Genomic DNA, 16,347 nt, shown 5'->3' with positions numbered 1-16,347 from the left:
TAGCTTGAGTTTTTCTTTTCACGGCGCCTTCGGGAAGAGTCCAATTCTGCCGAGATGGCTCGGCTCGGGTCGGCCGACCAGGACGCCACCTCGAGCATCGCCCCTTCCAAGAGCATTTATTACATGAACCCAAATGAAACGACGATTGCGGTCATTGGCCTCGGCTACGTGGGCCTTCCGCTGGCCGTCGAGTTCGGAAAAATTCGTCCGGTCGTCGGGTTCGATATCAGCAAGGCGCGTGTCGAGGAGCTGCGATCCGGGCGGGACGGCACGCTCGAGGTCGAGCCCGACGATCTGGCCGCCGCAAAGTACCTGAAGTATAGTTATGCAGGCGAGGACCTGAAAGACTGCGGCATGTTCATCGTCGCTGTCCCGACACCAATCGATCGGGCCAAACGCCCGGATCTCACTCTTCTCGAGAAAGCCTCCGAGATCGTCGGCAAGGCCATGTCGAAAGGTGCCATCGTCATTTTTGAATCGACCGTCTACCCGGGTTGCACCGTGGAGATTTGCGTGCCGGTTCTGGAGCGGACATCAGGGCTGAGATTCAACCAAGACTTCTTTGTCGGCTACAGCCCGGAGCGCATCAATCCCGGCGACAAGGCGCATCGCCTGACGACCATCACCAAGGTGACGAGCGGCTCCACCCCCGAAGCCGCCGATGCGGTCGATGCCCTCTACGCCTCGATCGTCACGGCCGGCACCCACAAGGCCACCTCGATCGAGGTCGCGGAAGCCGCCAAGGTCATCGAGAACACGCAGCGGGACCTCAACATCGCGTTGATGAACGAGCTCGCCATCATCTTTCACAAGCTCGGCCTCGATACCCGGAAGGTGCTCGCCGCGGCAGCCTCGAAGTGGAATTTCTTGCCCTTCGCGCCGGGCCTGGTCGGCGGCCACTGCATCGGCGTCGACCCTTATTACCTCACCCATCGTGCCCAGGAGATCGGCTATCACCCCGAGGTGATTCTCGCGGGCCGCCGCATCAACGACGGCATGGGCGCGCACGTCGCCGAGCGGGTCGCCCGCCTGATGATGCGACGCGGTTTCCCCGTCGTAGGCTCCCGCGTCCTGGTGCTGGGTCTCACGTTCAAGGAGAACTGCCCCGATCTTCGAAACTCCAAGGTCCTCGACGTGATCCGAGGGCTGCAGGAGAACAACGCCGTAGTCGAGGTCTGGGATCCTTGGGTCGACGTGGCCGACGCACGGGACGAACTCGGCGTCGAGGTCGAGCAGACCGAGCCGCCGGCCGGTCGTTACGACGCGGTGATCCTTGCGGTGAGCCACCGCCAGTTCGCCGAGATGGGAGCGGCCAAGGTGCGCGAATTCGGCCGGCCCAACGCGGTGCTCTTCGACGTCAAAGGCGTGTTCGCAAAGCACGAAACCGACGGGCGGCTGTGAGTTCGAAATGAAAGTTCTCGTGACCGGGGCCGCCGGATTCATCGGCTTCCACACCGCGAAGCGCCTGCTCGAACGCGGTGACGAGGTCGTCGGGTTCGATGTCGTCAACACCTACTACGACGTGTCCCTCAAGGAGGCGCGACTCCGCATCCTCGACGAGGCCGCGCGCCATGGCCCGGGCCGTTGGACCTTCATTCGCGCCGACCTGGCGGATCAGCGTGCCGTCGACGCGGCATTCACGACACACGGCTTCGACCGTGTCATCCACCTTGCGGCGCAAGCCGGCGTGCGCCACAGCCTGACGCACCCGCACGATTACGTTCAGTCGAACATCGTCGCCTTCACGAACATCCTCGAAGCCTGCCGCCACGCCGCGACGCCGCACCTGACCTACGCCTCGACGTCGAGCGTGTACGGGGCCAACACGCGGATGCCGTTCTCCGAGCACCGGGGCGTCGACCATCCGCTCCAGTTCTACGCCGCGACCAAGCGGGCGAACGAGCTCATGGCGCACGCCTACAGCCACCTGTTCGGGCTGCCGACCACCGGGCTGCGGTTCTTCACGGTCTATGGCCCCTGGGGCCGGCCGGACATGGCGCTGTTCCTGTTCACCAAGAGCATCCTGGCCGGCGCACCGATCAAGGTCTTCAATCACGGAAATCACACGCGCGACTTCACCTACGTGGCGGACATCGCCGAGGGCGTGATCCGCGCGTCCGACCAGATCGCCGCCCCGAACCCGGACTGGTCGAGCGACGACCCCGATCCGGCGAGCTCCAACGCACCGTTCCGCCTTTTTAACATCGGCAACAACCAGCCGGTGAAGCTGATGGAGTACATCGAGGCCATCGAGGACGCGGTCGGCAAGAAGGCGGCGAAGGAGCTTTTGCCTATGCAGCCGGGGGACATTCCCGACACCTACGCTGATGTTACGGAACTGTCCAAGACAGTAGGTTACAAGCCCGCGACCCCAACTCGTGAAGGCGTGGCGACATTCGTGCGTTGGTACCAAAGTTATTATAATGATTTAATTTTTACGCAATAGATCGTTGACAAGGTGTATTTGCGTGCAGTTTATTGACCTTACGCTCCGGTTTCGATGCGCCACGGATGTGGTGTCGCCTCCGACGGGAGTTGTTTAGTCTCATGTGCGGCATTTGCGGTGCATTCGCCTATCGGGATGGAGCCAAGGTCGACGAAACAGCTCTGCTCCGCATCCGCGACAGTATGGCGACGCGAGGACCTGATGGCAGTGGCGAATGGAGTTGCCCTAGCGGGCGAGTTTGGCTCGGTCACCGTCGGCTCGCGATAATTGACCTTACATCGAACGGTGCGCAGCCGATGGCGAGCGATGATGGCAGCGTGGTCTTAACGTTCAACGGCGAAATCTATAATTTCAGGCAACTGCGGGAGAGCCTACAGCGCCAGGGTTACGTCTTCCGCAGCACGTCGGACACGGAGGTGCTGCTGCAACTGTATCGTCAAGACGGACCTGGCTTCATCTCTAAACTGCGCGGAATGTTCGCCTTCGCGTTGTGGGACGAGCCGCGCCAGACACTTTTCTGCGCGCGCGACCCCTACGGCATCAAACCATTTTACTATGCCGACGCTGGCGGCATTTTCTCCTTCGCGTCGCAGGTCAAGGCACTCGTGCTCGATCCGAGGACCCGGCGTCGCCCCGATCCCGCCGGCGTCACGGGCTTTTTCCTGTTCGGAAGCGTGCCGGAGCCGTGGACAGTGTTCGAAAGCGTCAAGGCGCTGCCGGCCGGCTCCACACTCACAGTCGATCGCACAGGAGCACACGCTCATAAACACTATTATTCCCTCTCCGCTGCAATCCATGCTGCCGAGGACGAACGCACTGCCCTTCCGACTGCAGCATTGCAGCAGATCGTGCGCGAGGCGCTCCTCGACAGCGTGCGGCACCACCTTATCGCCGACGTGCCAGTAGGGGTTTTCCTTTCTGCCGGCGTCGATTCTGGTTCGCTCGTCGGCCTCATCCGAGATGCCGGCCAGACGGAAATCCGTACGATCACGCTGAGCTACGAAGAGTTCCAGGGCAGTGTCAACGACGAAGCGCCGCTCGCGGCCGAGATCGCTCGCTTTTACGCAACCAACCACACGACGCGAGTCGTGAGCGCCAGCGAGTTCCACAACGATCTGCCGAAGATTCTCCAGGCGATGGATCAGCCGTCGATAGACGGCATTAACACGTGGTTCGTCAGCAAGGCTAGTCATGAAGCCGGTCTCAAGGTTGCGATCAGCGGTGTGGGAGGAGATGAGCTTTTTGGAGGCTACTCGACGTTCCAGAGCCTGCCCTATCTGACGCGCATGCTGCATGTGCCGGCACGGGTTCCTGGCCTGGCAACTCTCGCGCAGGCTGCCGTTCGCTTGGCTGAGTCCGTGGGACTGCCCGTGCATCCCAAGCTTGCCGGGCTCCTCCGCTATGGCGCGGAGCTCTCTGGAACCTACCTTCTGCAGCGCGGCCTTTTCCTTCCCGAGGAGATGGGAGAGGCGATTGCGGATAAGGCCTTCGTTCGTGAAGGACTTGAGGAGTTAGCCCCTTTCGAGTTCCTGTCACGAGTGCTAGAAGGCGGTCCGAAAACCGATTTCGGTATGGTTTCCGCGCTAGAATCGAGCATTTATCTGCGCAACCAACTTTTGCGCGACTCCGACTGGGCGAGCATGGCTCATTCGCTTGAGCTGCGTACCCCACTCGTCGACCACTACCTGCTTGAGGCCGTCGCCCCCTTGATGATTGCCGGCCGGCGGCCATCCGGGAAAGCACTTCTGGCCGCGGCGCCAAGCCGTCCGCTACCGGACGAGATAGTTCGACGCCCCAAGACCGGATTCGGCATCCCCGTCCAGAGCTGGATCGAGAAGGGGCCTTCCAACCAAATGCATACGGTCTCGAATGCAAAGCCTTTCAGTCGTGGTTGGGCTCGTAGCGTGGCAGCTTGGCAGCAGGTGACGTGCTGAAATCATATCCGCCGCGGGACTTGGCAATCCGCAATCATATTTCAGTGCCGGGCATGTTGGCGCGAATAGGAAAGAACTTCGGCGCAAAGCTGGTGGGTTTGGCGATCAGCTTTGTGGATCGCTTCTTAGTCGTGATGGTGCTGCTGCGCGGCTGGGGCACGGACGTCTTTGCCGAATGGGCCATCCTGATGGCCGTTGCTGGTTCCTTTGCCCTGGCCGAGATGGGGCTCAACATCTACTTCGGCAACGTCTGGCAGCAGCATAGAGCGAGTCTGGATCATGCTGCCTTCCAGCGCACTCTAGGAGTGGCGATTACGTGGGGGTTTGCTCTCGCATGCGGAACGCTGCTGATCCTCATCGTCGGGCTCACTCTGCTGGATGTGCCGTCAGTCTTCGCCATCAAGATGATTCCGCGTGAACAATCTCAGGTTATCCTGGTGCTTCTCAGCGCGGCAAGCATCTCGCGCTCCGCGAGAGGCGCCATTTCCCAACTCTACCGCGGTCGTCAGCAGTACGCCCTTGGCACTTTAGTCGACCAAGTGCAGTTCGCCGCGTTGGCGGTCTCGACGCTCGTTGCGGCGAGCCTTGGCGCCACGCCGCTCGTCCAGGCTGTCGTCGTCTTGATAAGCGATCTGGTGGCAGGTTGGGGGGTCATGATTCGCGACTTGAAGCAACGCTTCCCCGATCTGACCTTCAGACCTCAGCTGCCAACCTCCGCAGAGGTGGTCGAGATCGCGCACCACGTCAAGTGGCTGGTCCTCCAGCAAGGGATTCCGGTCGCTTGGCAGCAGGCCCCCGTACTCGTACTCGGCCTAATGGGCATTGGCGGAACGCCGCTGGTCGGGTTCATCATTCTGCGCACACTGGTCACGTTCGCGCGACAGATTGTGATGATGTTTTCATTGTCGGCTGCCGTCGAGTTGGCCGACGCACTGCACAATGGCCGGCGAGAGGCGGTGGTGCGCAATGTCGAGCACAGTGCGGTCTTGATGTCAGTCCTGCTCTCGATCATCGGCGTCGGGATCGCAGTACTCGGTGCTTCGTTCGTCACGCTGTGGACCGGACGCGCGGACCTGTTCGATCTGTCAATCAGCTTGTACTTGCTGGCCGGTGCAGCCGCGGCAGTTCCAAGCATTCCGGTCACTAGCCTCCTGACGCTTGCCAATATGCCCCGCCCGGGGGCCATCGCTCAGGTCGTTCAACTGGCCTTCGGACTAGCCGGGCTCCTTCTTCTGTCCTGGAAATTCGGTACGGCGGGTGCCGCGGCGGGGTTGGCGGTAGGCGATATCGTGGCATTCTGCATTGCCCTGCCATTGCTCGCCCACAGCGTCACAGGATGGTTCGAACCGGTCCCTTATCTGGCGAGGTGTTATTGGGCGATGATCCTGTCCGCAATCTGGTGCTCGCTAGTTGTCACGACACTGGTCTACCTCGTCGGGGTGACCTCGGTTGCGTCGTTCCTGGTCGTCGGCCTGCTTTACGCCGTTCTGGGTGCCGCGCCCGCCGGAGTGGTTGGCCTGCCAGCTGAACTGAGGCGCAGCATCATCGGGCGGCTCCGGCAACAGAGGGTCGCGAGCCGGCCGTGATGCGGAACCCGAAATGAGCATCCGAGCCTGCTTGCTTGAGTGTGCGAGCCAATCACTTTGTTTCGCTCGCCATGTGCCACCCGGACGGCTCGTGCGGTGAGTCGAACTCGACCTGCAGCGACAAATGCGCGATCTGTTGCCCGCTCTGGTGCGAACGCCGGACAGCCCGATGCCGCGGGTCGGCTTACCCAATGCCGCAATTTTCCCGCGCGTGCCGAGCTGGCGCCGTAGCGCGTGGCCGGTCGCACGATCCACCGGACGAAAGTTGCTCATACCCAACACATGATCATCGAGAATCAATGTTCGACAATGCCAGCCGGTGCCGTCAAGTCCGACAGGCTTCTATAACTTGACGCGGGAGGCTATGTCATATCCCCAGAATAGATTTGTGTGGCTGATATTATCAGATGTGCATCCCGGATTTCAAACATGAAGCAGGTCCAACAGAATTACCTTAGCGGCGATTTGAAGGTCGCCGAGGTTCCTGCTCCGAGGGCGGGAGTCGGAACGGTGCTTGTTCTGACGCGTGTCTCCCTCATCTCTTCCGGCACGGAGAAGCAGCTGATAAATTTAGCTAAGGCATCACTAGCGGGCAAGGCGATGGCACGGCCCGACCTGGTGCGCCGCGTGATTCGCAACGCTCGGCGCGACGGCCTGCAGCCGACGTTCGAAAAGGTTTTTGCCAAGCTCGATACGCCAATCCCGCTCGGCTACTCGCTCGCCGGCGAGGTGGTCGAGATCGGCCACGGCGTCTCGGGTCTCGCGGTCGGCGACCGCGTTGCCTGCGCCGGGGCGGGCATGGCGAATCATGCAGAGATCAACGCTGTCCCCAAGAACCTGACGGTGCGCATTCCCGACGGGGTCGGGGACGAGGACGCGAGCTTCGTCACGCTCGGCGCCATCGCACTGCAAGGCGTTCGGCAGGCTGCGCCTACGCTGGGCGAGGGCATCGTCGTCATGGGGCTCGGCCTGATCGGGCTGTTGACCGTGCAGTTACTGAAAGCGAACGGTTGCCGGGTTCTCGGCTTCGATCCCAACCCCGAGCGCGTGGCGCTGGCCCGCGCCCTCGGGGCGGACACCGCGATCAGTGACGGACTGCGCGAGGCAGCGCTCGGTTTCTCCGCCGGCTACGGCGCCGACGGCGTCATCGTCACCGCGTCGACGAAGTCGAGCGAGCCTCTGAACCTCGCGGCCGAGATCAGCCGCACGAAAGGCCGCATCGTGGTCGTCGGCCTCGTCGGCATGACCATCGATCGCGAGCCTTTCTACAAGCGGGAGCTGGAATTGAAGCTCTCCATGTCGTACGGGCCCGGCCGCCACGATCCGGCCTACGAGCTCGCCGGCAACGACTACCCGTTGCCCTACGTACGCTGGACCGAGCAGCGCAACATGTTCGCGTTCTTGGGGCTGATCGCCGACGGTCGGGTTACCCCGTCGCGACTGGTCACCCACCGGTTTCCAATCCACGCCGCTGAGCAGGCCTATGCTGCAATGGAGCGCGGCGACGCGCACCTGGCGATGCTGCTGAGCTACCCCGGGAGTAAGGCGCGAAATGAGCCCTCGGTGATCACGAGGCCGCTTAAACGCCCGGTCCGTTCCGGCCTCCGCATCGGATTCGTCGGCTTCGGGAATTACGCCAAGGGCGTGCTGCTACCTGCGGTGAAGAAGTGCTCCGGAGTGTCTCTCGCGGCCGTCGCCACCTCGACCGGAATCAGTGCCGGGCATGCCGGGAGCAAGCACGGCTTTCACACCGTCGGCACCGATCCCGCCGCGATCACCAGGGGTGAGGACGTCGATGCGGTCTTCATCGCGACCCGGCACAACTCGCATGCGCGCTACGTGATCGATGCGCTGAATGCGGGGAAGCACGTTTTTTGCGAGAAGCCGCTTGCCATGGATGACGAGCAGCTCGACGCCGTGCTGGCGGCCGCACGCGCCTCCACCGCAGTCTTGACCGTCGGCTTCAACCGGCGCATGGCCCCCCTGCTGCTGCAGGCTAAGGCGGCCTTGAGCCCGTGCTCTGGTCCCGTGGTGATGCTGTACCGAGTGAACGCCGGGGCAATCCCCGGAGACAGTTGGATCCAACGGGAGGAAGGTGGCGGCCGCATCGTCGGCGAGGTCTGCCATTTCATCGACGCGATGGTGGCGCTGAATGGGAGTCTTCCGCTGGAGGTGTCGGCCGTGGCTGCCCGCGGTCTCGACGACGCCGTGTCGATTCTGATCCGTTTCGCGAACGGCTCGACGGGGGCAATCGTCTACTCCTCGCTCGGAGACCCAGCGGTCTCGAAGGAGCAGATCGAGGTGTTCGCGGCGGGGTGCGTGGTCCAGATCGACGACTTCTTCCGCATGATTGTCACCAAGGCCGGCCGGCAAACGGTGACAAAGGCCAGTCAGGACAAGGGTCAAGTGTCGCTAGTAAAGGCCTTCCTGGATGCCGCCAAGGGCAAGGGCGCGGCGCCTATCCCTCTGGTAGAGCTGGAGGCTGTCACCCGCGCCACATTCGCCATCCAAGACGCATTGAGAACAGGCGCCGTCGTAGTGCTGTCCGGTGCCGACGCTGCGGCCGAGGCGGTCGAGCATGCTTGAGGTCGGCGATCGGGCGGGCACCGTGAGGGCTGTCGGGGGCCCCTGCAAGCTTCCCATTACCGCGATCATCCTCGCATTCAACGAGGAGATCCACATCGAGCGCTGCTTGTCACGCATCCTGCCCCTTGCCGAGCGGGTGATCGTGATCGACAGCTTCTCCACCGACCGCACCGTCGAGATCGCGCGCGCGATGGGCGCGGAGGTGCTGCAGCACGCGTGGAAGAACTATTCCGATCAGTTCCAGTGGGGCATTGACAACGCCCGACCCACGACGTCCTGGACGATGCGGCTCGACGCCGACGAGTACCTCGAGGACAGGGCACACGCCGAGCTGCGCCTACGTTTCGATGCCCTTCCCGAGGACGTAACCGGGCTCACGTTCAAGCTCAAGGTGATCTTTCGCGGGCGGTGGATCCGGCACGGCCGCTATTACTCGACCATCCTACTGCGCCTGTGGCGCACGGGGGTCGGCCAAATCGAGCAACGCTGGATGGACGAGCACATCGTGCTGTCGCACGGGCGTACCGAGCACATCGCTGGCGGCGACCTGGTCGACCACAACCTCAACGACATCGGCTGGTGGATCGACAAGCACAACCGCTACTCCACGCGGCACATGATCGACTACGTCAACCGCACGTATCGACTATTCGCGGAAGACAGGCGAATCCACGACACAGCAGCCGCCGCGCGCCGCAAGCGCTTCATGAAAAACAACGTCTATGGCCGCGCGCCGATCTACCTGCGAGCCACGCTGTTCTATCTTTATCGCTACATCATCCGCGCGGGCTTTCTCGACGGCAAGGAAGGTTTCGTATTTCACTTCATGCACGGATTCTGGATGATGATGCTGATCGACGCCAAGATCGACGAAGCGCGCTCGTTCATCAAGGCGCATGGCGTCGATGCATTTCGAGCGCACGTCAAGGCGCGGCACGGGCTCGAGGTTTGACAGTGCAGGATCGCGTCTCGCGGAAGCCCGTCGTCGTCGTCCTGATGGGCGCCTATTGGCCCGGCAACGAAGCGAGCGGCCCCATCCAGAGCTTCAAGGGGCTAGCCAAGTCGCTCTCGGCCGAGTTTGATTTCCGCCTAGTGGCGCGTGATCGGCCGTTCGGTGCATCGAAGCCGCTGCCGGCGGCTGTCGCGAAGGTGGATGGCTGGATCGATCTCGGCTTCGCCAAGGCGCGCTATCTGCGCGTCGGCCGCTTCGGGGCCCGGGGACTTGGCGATCTGCTCGCGGCGACGCCCCACGACCTCGTCTGGTTGAACGGCTTTTTCGATCGCGAGTTCACGATTCCGTTCCTTCTCCAGCGCCGCCTCGGATTGTCGAGCAAGACGGCCGCGGCTATGCTTTCCCCGCGCGGCGAGTTCTCCCCTGGAGCCTTGGAGCAGCGCTTCGCCGTCAAGAAGCACTTCCTGCTGGCATCCCGTATTTTGAAACTGCTGGACGGAGTCTGTATTCACGCCACCGACCCACTTGAACTGGGCGATTTAAAGCGGATGCTGACATGGCATGGTGGCTATGCCTTAGCGCCTAACGTGCCTACCATCCAGACTATTCCAGGTGCACGAGTTGCAGCCAGGGGCGATAGGGTCCGGCTCGTATTCCTGAGCCGTATCGACCGGAAGAAAAACGTGAAACTGGCGATCGAGATCGTCCAGCAATTGGCTCAGCCCATAGTGTTCGACATCTACGGTCCGGTTAGCGACGAGGCCTATTGGGCCGAATGTCGGGAAGCAATCCGATCGCCGCACATCCGCTATTGCGGAGAGCTGCCGCACGACGAGGTCGCAGCCAAGCTTGCAGAGTACGATGTTTTTTTCTTTCCCACGAAGGGCGAGAATTTCGGCCACGCTATCTTCGAGGCGCTCGCCTGCGGCGTGCCGGTGCTGATCTCCGACCAGACACCGTGGCGCGACCTGCACCGCGACGGCGCCGGCTGGGATCTGCCGCTGGACAGCCCGGACCGCTTCGCGACAGCCATCGAAGAGTTCGCTGGTTTACCGGAAGCCGCGCGCATGCGCATGAGTGAGGCCGCACGCCTGCGTGCCGAACATTGGCTCGAGCAGAGCGATGCTGTTGGGCGCACACGGGACATGCTGGCAGAACTGATCGCAAATTGCGGGGCAGAGCAGGCGAATGGCCGATAGCGCAAGACCGGTCCGGCACCCTCCGATACGGTTGTCGCGCTCCGCGAAAAGTGGTCGACCACGAGAGAGTGATTGCTGAATGGCACGATTGTACGACAGCAGAAAGCGTATCCTGGTGACCGGAGGTGGCGGGTTCCTAGGCTCGCATCTGTGTGACCGTCTGTTGGGCAAGGGACACGAGATCCTGTGCCTCGACAACTTGTTCACCGGCACCAAGCGAAACATCGAGCATCTCCATGCGGAGCCGCGGTTCGAGTTCCTGCGCCACGACGTCACGTTTCCGCTCTACGTCGAGGTCGACGAGATCTACAATCTCGCCTGCCCAGCCTCACCCGTTCATTATCAGCACGATCCGGTCCAGACGACGAAGACCAGCGTGCACGGCGCCATCAACATGCTTGGTCTCGCCAAGCGGCTCAAATGTCCGATCCTGCAGGCGTCGACGAGCGAGGTCTACGGCGATCCGAGCGTGCATCCGCAGACCGAGGACTATTGGGGAAACGTCAACCCGATCGGCATGCGCGCCTGCTACGATGAGGGCAAGCGCTGCGCCGAGACGCTGTTCTTCGACTATCACCGACAGCACGGTTTAGAGATCAAGGTGGTCCGCATCTTCAACACCTACGGACCGCGCATGCATCCATCCGACGGCCGCGTGGTCTCGAACTTCATCATGCAGGCCCTTCGTCGCGAGCCGATCACGATATACGGCAACGGACAGCAGACGCGATCATTCTGCTATGTCGACGATCTGATCGAGGGCATGATCCGCATGATGGAAAGCTCGCCCGACTTCGTTGGTCCCGTCAACATTGGAAATCCCAACGCTTTTACGATTACAGAGCTGGCCGAGCAGGTTGTCGCGCAGTGCGGTAGCGCCAGCGGGCTGCGTTACTTGCCCTTGCCGGTTGACGATCCCAAGCAGCGCCAGCCGGACATATCGCTGGCGCGCAGCAAACTTGGCTGGGAACCGGAGATCCAGCTCCGCGACGGCCTAGCGAAGACGATCGAGTACTTCCGCAAGGTTGTCCAATAGGGGTGTGCGGAAGATGAGCCGAAGGATGCGCCTTTGCGTCGTCAATTCGCACCCGATCCAGTATTTCGCTCCCCTCTACGCCTACCTCGCTCAGCACGACGACGTCGACTTGACGGTGCTGTATTTGTCCGACTCGAGCATCCGCGGCGCCAAGGACAGCGGTTTCGGCCAAGCGGTGAAGTGGGATGTCGACCTGCTCTCGGGCTACACGCACGAGTTCATCGGCAGGAAGGCCAGGGCGATCACGCCTGGTGGCTTCTGGTCCATCGGTGGACCCTCGCTCTGGCGTCGGATCTATCGTGGCCGGTTCGATGCCGTCCTCGTGCATGGGCACGCTTATGCGGCTGATCACATCGCCATATCTGCAGCCAAGGCATCCGGTGCCGCCGTATTCACGCGCGGTGAGACACACCTCGATTTGACGCGACGCGGCGCCAAGGCCGTCGCGCGAAACGCGGCGCTCAAGGGCCTTTATCGGTTTTGCGATGCCTTTCTCGCCATCGGCAGCGCCAACCGCGATTTCTACCGCGCCATGGGCGCGCCGGACGAGCGCATCTTCCTCGTGCCCTATACGGTGGACAACGCCCGCTTCGTCGCCCGATCATCGCTTTCGGGAGATGAACGCCGCGCGATCCGCAGCGAGCTGGGGGTGGCCGACGACACGACGATCGTGCTCTACCTGTCGAAGCTGCAGCGGCGCAAGCACCCCGACGCCGTCCTGCGCGCCGCGCAACGGCTGGAGCGCGAGGGGGTCGCGCTGGCGCTCGTGCTTGGCGGCACCGGCGAGATGGAGAGCGAGCTGCGTGCCGCAGCCGCACAGGGCGGACCGCGGCAAGTTGAATTCACAGGGTTCCTCAATCAGTCGCGGATGCCGAAGGTGCTCGGTGCGGCGGACGTTTTCGTGCTCCCGTCCGAGGAGGAGCCATGGGGTCTCATCGTCAACGAGGCAATGTGCGCGGGCCTGCCCGTCATCGTCGGCGAGAAGCTCGGCTGTGTACGCGATCTGGTTCGTCCCGGCGTCAACGGGTTCACCGTACCGGCAGGCGATGCCGATGCCATCGCCCAGGCGCTGCGACCTCTTCTGACCGACCCGGAGAAGCGCGCGGCCATGGGCCGGATGAGCCGCGAGATCATAGGCCGGTGGAGCTATGAGGAATGCCGGCAGGGAATCCTCGCGGCGCTGAAATACGTGAACGCCAAGCGGATGGCGCCCAGGTCCGGGCCGCAGCCGGCGAGCCCGCGCCAGCATAGCGGTGAGATTCGGTATGATGCCGACCAAAATTAAAGTCATCTACCAAGGTGCGCTTTGGAAGGGCAGCACGGCGGCAATGCGGGCGGAGGCGTTCGGCGCGTTGCCGGCCGTGCAATGCGTTCCTCTCGATACCGGCGCCGTGATCGGGGGAAAGGCATCGATCTACAATCGCGTGATGTGGAAGCTGGGTCGCCCGAACGACACGTACAAGGAAAACGAGGCGCTGATGGCGACGGTCGAGCGCGAGCGGCCGGACGCGATCCTAGTCGATTCGAGCCGGGTCATCACGGTTGCAACGTTGCGCGCCATGCGCAACTTTGGTCCCATCGTGAGGGCTTACTACTCGCCGGACGACAGTATCGGCCGCCATTTCCTGAGCGCACAGCTCGAGGCCAGCCTTCCGCTCTGGGATGTTTTCTTCACCAACAAGCAGGTCAATGTCCCCGAATTGAAGGCGCTCGGCGCGGCCAATCCCGTGCATGTCGGCAAGGGCTGCGATCCTGCTATCCACCGCCCGCTCGTTCAGTCGGAAGTCGGGACCGAGTACGATAGCTGCGACCTCGTGTTCGTCGGCTCCTTCGAGGCCGAACGGTGCCGCAGCATCAACCGTCTGGCCGGGGCAGGGATGCGCGTCGTCGTCTGGGGAGACAATTGGCCATCGCGCGTGCTCGACCCACGCGTGACGGTGCGGCCAGCGCAATACGGCACCGACTATGGTAAGGCCCTCCACACAGGCAAGATCGCGCTCGGCTTCCTGCGCAAGCTCAATCGCGACACCATCACCTCGCGAAGCTGGGAGACGACGGCTATGGGCCGTCCGCTGCTGGCCGAGAAGACGGACGATCACGACACGGCCTTCATCGACGGCGAGGGCTATGTCGGATTCACCGACGACGACGACCTCGTCGCCAAGGCCCGCACTCTGCTCGGTAATGACGAGCTGCGTCTGCGACTGGCGGAGAAGGGACGCGAGCGCTGCCTGTCTTCTGGCGCCTCGACGGTGCAGCGGGCCATGGAGATGCTGGGGCATATCCAAGCGGCACGCGAAAGGATTCTTGGGCAATTGGTCGAATAGCGACCGTATCCCGCGTCAACAGATTGGTCGACGATGTCCGGTACACCTGGTACACCTCGCATCGAGAAAATTGAAAAGAGTCGTGCCGAGCGCACAGCCGTTACACTATCTCGCTGGCTCTCACAACGCACACCGAGCATGACCTCGGTGATCGACATAGGTTGCGCCGATGGCGTGTCTCGCCGGCAGCTCGGTCCGCAGACCAGCTACCGCGGGATTGATGTCGGCGCCGATATCTACGCCCGGACCAGCGACAGCTCCGTCACATACATCGAGGACGCGGCGTGCTTGGAGGAAGAGCTGCGTCGGCAAAAGCCCGCGCACACGGTTTTCATTTTCGACGTGCTCGAGCACACCAACACATTCGTCAGCTTGTTCGACATCGGACTCGAGCTTGCAGAGCGCCAAGTTTTTGTCTCGCTTCCCAACGAAGTCAACCTTCGGCATGCGATGCACATGTTGTTCGACGAACTGCCGGGTGCGCACGGCGTGCGAATGGTCGGCAGCAAGCCTGGCCATCGCCATCAGTGGCTGATCAACTGTGCGGGAGCGATCGACGTGTTGGTTCCGCGAGCCCGGCACCATGGCTTCACCCTCGAACGAATCCTGCACATAATGAACATGTCGCCGAGCCTCGGGAGGCGTCTGGCACGCCGACTGGTAATGTCGCCGCTACCGCTGCGTCTGCAATCGGATCAATTTGCTCTTCTGTTCGTCCGCCAATGAAACAGCCCGCATACGAGCACGCAACGGTCGACCTCTACGCCTCCTACGAGGCCTGGAAGGGCTGGATCAAGCCGTTCACTATCACCGACGACGAGAGGCGCTACTTCGTCGGCGAGACATGCGGCGTCGCGATCCGCGATGCCGACGTACTGGAGATCGGTTTCGGCTCGGGCAGCTTTCTGGCCTGGGCGCGTGAAAGGGGCGCGCGTGTTGCAGGTACGGAGATTAACGACGTCTTGCTCTCGGCGGCGCGGGAGCGGGGCATCGAGCTCCTGGATCCCGCGATCGAGAGGATCGCATCCGGTCAGCTGAATCGCTTCAACACCATCGTCGCCTTCGACGTGTTCGAGCACTTCTCGATTTCGGAGATCCTGAATCGTTTAGAGGCCGCTGCGAAAATGCTGAAACCCGGTGGACACTTGCTGCTGCGCTTTCCCAATGGGCAGAGCCCGTTCGGACTGCAGGCGCAGCACGGTGATCCCACGCATAAGTCGGCGCTCTCGCGCAGCATTTTCGAGCAGCTCATCCAGGGCATGCCCTTCACGATCGTTCGCTATCGAGCGGCTCACGCCATCTGTGGCGGTGGCATTGCGAAGAACATCGTACGCGGCCTTCGTGCGCGGATACGCGACGCCATCTCCCGCGCGCTCAACGCGATCTATGCCACCGATATTCCCTGGGATCCCGTCGTGGTTCTCGTCCTGCGCCGCGACGAATGACGTTCTTGTCGTACCGTCGAGCGGAGCATTATACCCTGCCGCCTCTCGCCACGGGGGAGACATACCGGCGGAGGCCGTGCAGCGGGCCAATTTGTTCATCGATGCGACCATCGTAGCTGGGCCCAACTGAACGCCATTCTGACCGCACTATCGATCGTTCGAACCAAGGTAAGCGTCGTTTTGGCCCCACCTTCTTCGGGGGTTCGTGAGGGCGGAGTGTGCCGATCATCGAGGTCTGAATCGGAGATCGACTCATGTCTAAACTCGACCCTATGCTCGAGCCCAAGGGGGCGGTTCACCGGATCGAGGTGATCTCGGGGACGGGCCGGCGGCGGCGGTTTTCGGCGGGCGACAAGGCGCGGATCGTCGAGGAGACCCTGGTGGCGGGCGCCGTCGTGTCGGAGGTCGCACGTCGGCATGGGCTGATGCCGCAGCAGGTGTTCACGTGGCGGCGACAAGCTCGGCAGCCGCAGGCGAATGCGCCGACCTCGGAGACGCCGCTGTTCGTGCCGGCGGTGGTCGAGACATCCGCGCCTTCGCCGGAGACTCCGCGGCGGCGGCGAGCCCGAAGAGACCGCAAGGCCGCGGATGTCACCGGCACGATCGCGCTGGAGATCGACGGGGTGAGCGTGCGGATCGGTGCCGGCGCGGAGGCCGGGACGATCGCTGCGGTGATCCGCGCGCTGAGGGCGCGGCCGTGATCGGCCCGACCGGAGCGGTGCGGGTGATGGTGGCGACCCGGCCGGTCGACTTCCGCAAGGGTGCCGAAGGGCTCGCCGCGCTGGTACGCGAAGAGATGCGGGCCGATCCGTTCTCCGGGGCGGTCTATGTGTTCC

General features: G+C 62.6%; 14 protein-coding genes. All 14 read left to right on the top strand.

Going from position 1 to position 16,347, the window contains the following annotated elements; genetic code table 11:
• The first annotated feature begins 54 nt into the window (after nucleotides 1-54).
• Nucleotides 55-1,401, top strand: coding sequence for a nucleotide sugar dehydrogenase (locus A33M_RS10455; RefSeq protein ID WP_008386723.1), 1,347 nt, complete (start codon nucleotides 55-57; stop codon nucleotides 1,399-1,401).
• A gap of 7 nt (nucleotides 1,402-1,408) precedes the next feature.
• The gene (locus A33M_RS10450; RefSeq protein ID WP_040620102.1) at nucleotides 1,409-2,446 is read left to right on the top strand and encodes an NAD-dependent epimerase; all 1,038 of its coding nucleotides are present in this window, start codon (nucleotides 1,409-1,411) and stop codon (nucleotides 2,444-2,446) included.
• A 65-nt stretch (nucleotides 2,447-2,511) separates the two neighbouring features.
• On the top strand, nucleotides 2,512-4,380 hold the full coding sequence (gene asnB / locus A33M_RS10445) for an asparagine synthase (glutamine-hydrolyzing) (RefSeq protein ID WP_008386718.1): 1,869 nt from the start codon (nucleotides 2,512-2,514) through the stop codon (nucleotides 4,378-4,380).
• Nucleotides 4,359-5,966, top strand: coding sequence for a hypothetical protein (locus A33M_RS10440; RefSeq protein ID WP_157223415.1), 1,608 nt, complete (start codon nucleotides 4,359-4,361; stop codon nucleotides 5,964-5,966). Before asnB ends, A33M_RS10440 begins: the two co-directional genes overlap by 22 nt.
• A 429-nt stretch (nucleotides 5,967-6,395) precedes the next feature.
• Nucleotides 6,396-8,552: a bi-domain-containing oxidoreductase gene (locus tag A33M_RS10435; protein ID WP_052027000.1), complete on the top strand. Its 2,157-nt coding sequence runs from the start codon at nucleotides 6,396-6,398 to the stop codon at nucleotides 8,550-8,552.
• Nucleotides 8,545-9,504 carry a glycosyltransferase family 2 protein gene (locus A33M_RS10430; RefSeq protein ID WP_083850409.1) on the top strand — a complete coding sequence of 320 codons (960 nt, stop codon included), beginning with the start codon at nucleotides 8,545-8,547 and terminating at the stop codon, nucleotides 9,502-9,504. Before A33M_RS10435 ends, A33M_RS10430 begins: the two co-directional genes overlap by 8 nt.
• A 2-nt stretch (nucleotides 9,505-9,506) precedes the next feature.
• A complete protein-coding gene (locus A33M_RS10425; RefSeq protein ID WP_008386711.1) occupies nucleotides 9,507-10,703 on the top strand; it encodes a glycosyltransferase family 4 protein in 1,197 nt (398 codons plus the stop codon).
• 79 nt (nucleotides 10,704-10,782) lie between these two features.
• Nucleotides 10,783-11,739 carry a UDP-glucuronic acid decarboxylase family protein gene (locus tag A33M_RS10420; protein WP_008386709.1) on the top strand — a complete coding sequence of 319 codons (957 nt, stop codon included), beginning with the start codon at nucleotides 10,783-10,785 and terminating at the stop codon, nucleotides 11,737-11,739.
• 13 nt (nucleotides 11,740-11,752) lie between these two features.
• Entirely contained in the window at nucleotides 11,753-13,024 is a 1,272-nt protein-coding gene (locus A33M_RS10415; protein ID WP_157223414.1) for a glycosyltransferase family 4 protein, read from the top strand.
• The gene (locus A33M_RS10410) at nucleotides 13,005-14,066 is read left to right on the top strand and encodes a CgeB family protein (RefSeq protein ID WP_083850408.1); all 1,062 of its coding nucleotides are present in this window, start codon (nucleotides 13,005-13,007) and stop codon (nucleotides 14,064-14,066) included. The genes A33M_RS10415 and A33M_RS10410 overlap by 20 nt, the downstream gene beginning before the upstream one ends.
• A 138-nt stretch (nucleotides 14,067-14,204) precedes the next feature.
• Nucleotides 14,205-14,792 carry a hypothetical protein gene (locus A33M_RS10405; protein ID WP_040620100.1) on the top strand — a complete coding sequence of 196 codons (588 nt, stop codon included), beginning with the start codon at nucleotides 14,205-14,207 and terminating at the stop codon, nucleotides 14,790-14,792.
• Nucleotides 14,789-15,511, top strand: coding sequence for a class I SAM-dependent methyltransferase (locus A33M_RS22325; RefSeq protein ID WP_052026999.1), 723 nt, complete (start codon nucleotides 14,789-14,791; stop codon nucleotides 15,509-15,511). Before A33M_RS10405 ends, A33M_RS22325 begins: the two co-directional genes overlap by 4 nt.
• A gap of 254 nt (nucleotides 15,512-15,765) precedes the next feature.
• Nucleotides 15,766-16,212: an IS66-like element accessory protein TnpA gene (tnpA, locus tag A33M_RS10395; protein ID WP_040620098.1), complete on the top strand. Its 447-nt coding sequence runs from the start codon at nucleotides 15,766-15,768 to the stop codon at nucleotides 16,210-16,212.
• Between the two features lie 26 nt (nucleotides 16,213-16,238).
• Nucleotides 16,239-16,347 (top strand): IS66 family insertion sequence element accessory protein TnpB (tnpB, locus tag A33M_RS25370; protein WP_192814103.1); only part of this gene is annotated, 109 nt, incomplete at its 3' end.

It is taken from the genome of Rhodovulum sp. PH10 (assembly GCF_000293785.1).
Taxonomy (GTDB): domain Bacteria; phylum Pseudomonadota; class Alphaproteobacteria; order Rhizobiales; family Xanthobacteraceae; genus Rhodoplanes.
Note: the sequence above shows the minus strand (reverse complement) of the source record. Positions and strands in the feature narration are given on the sequence as shown.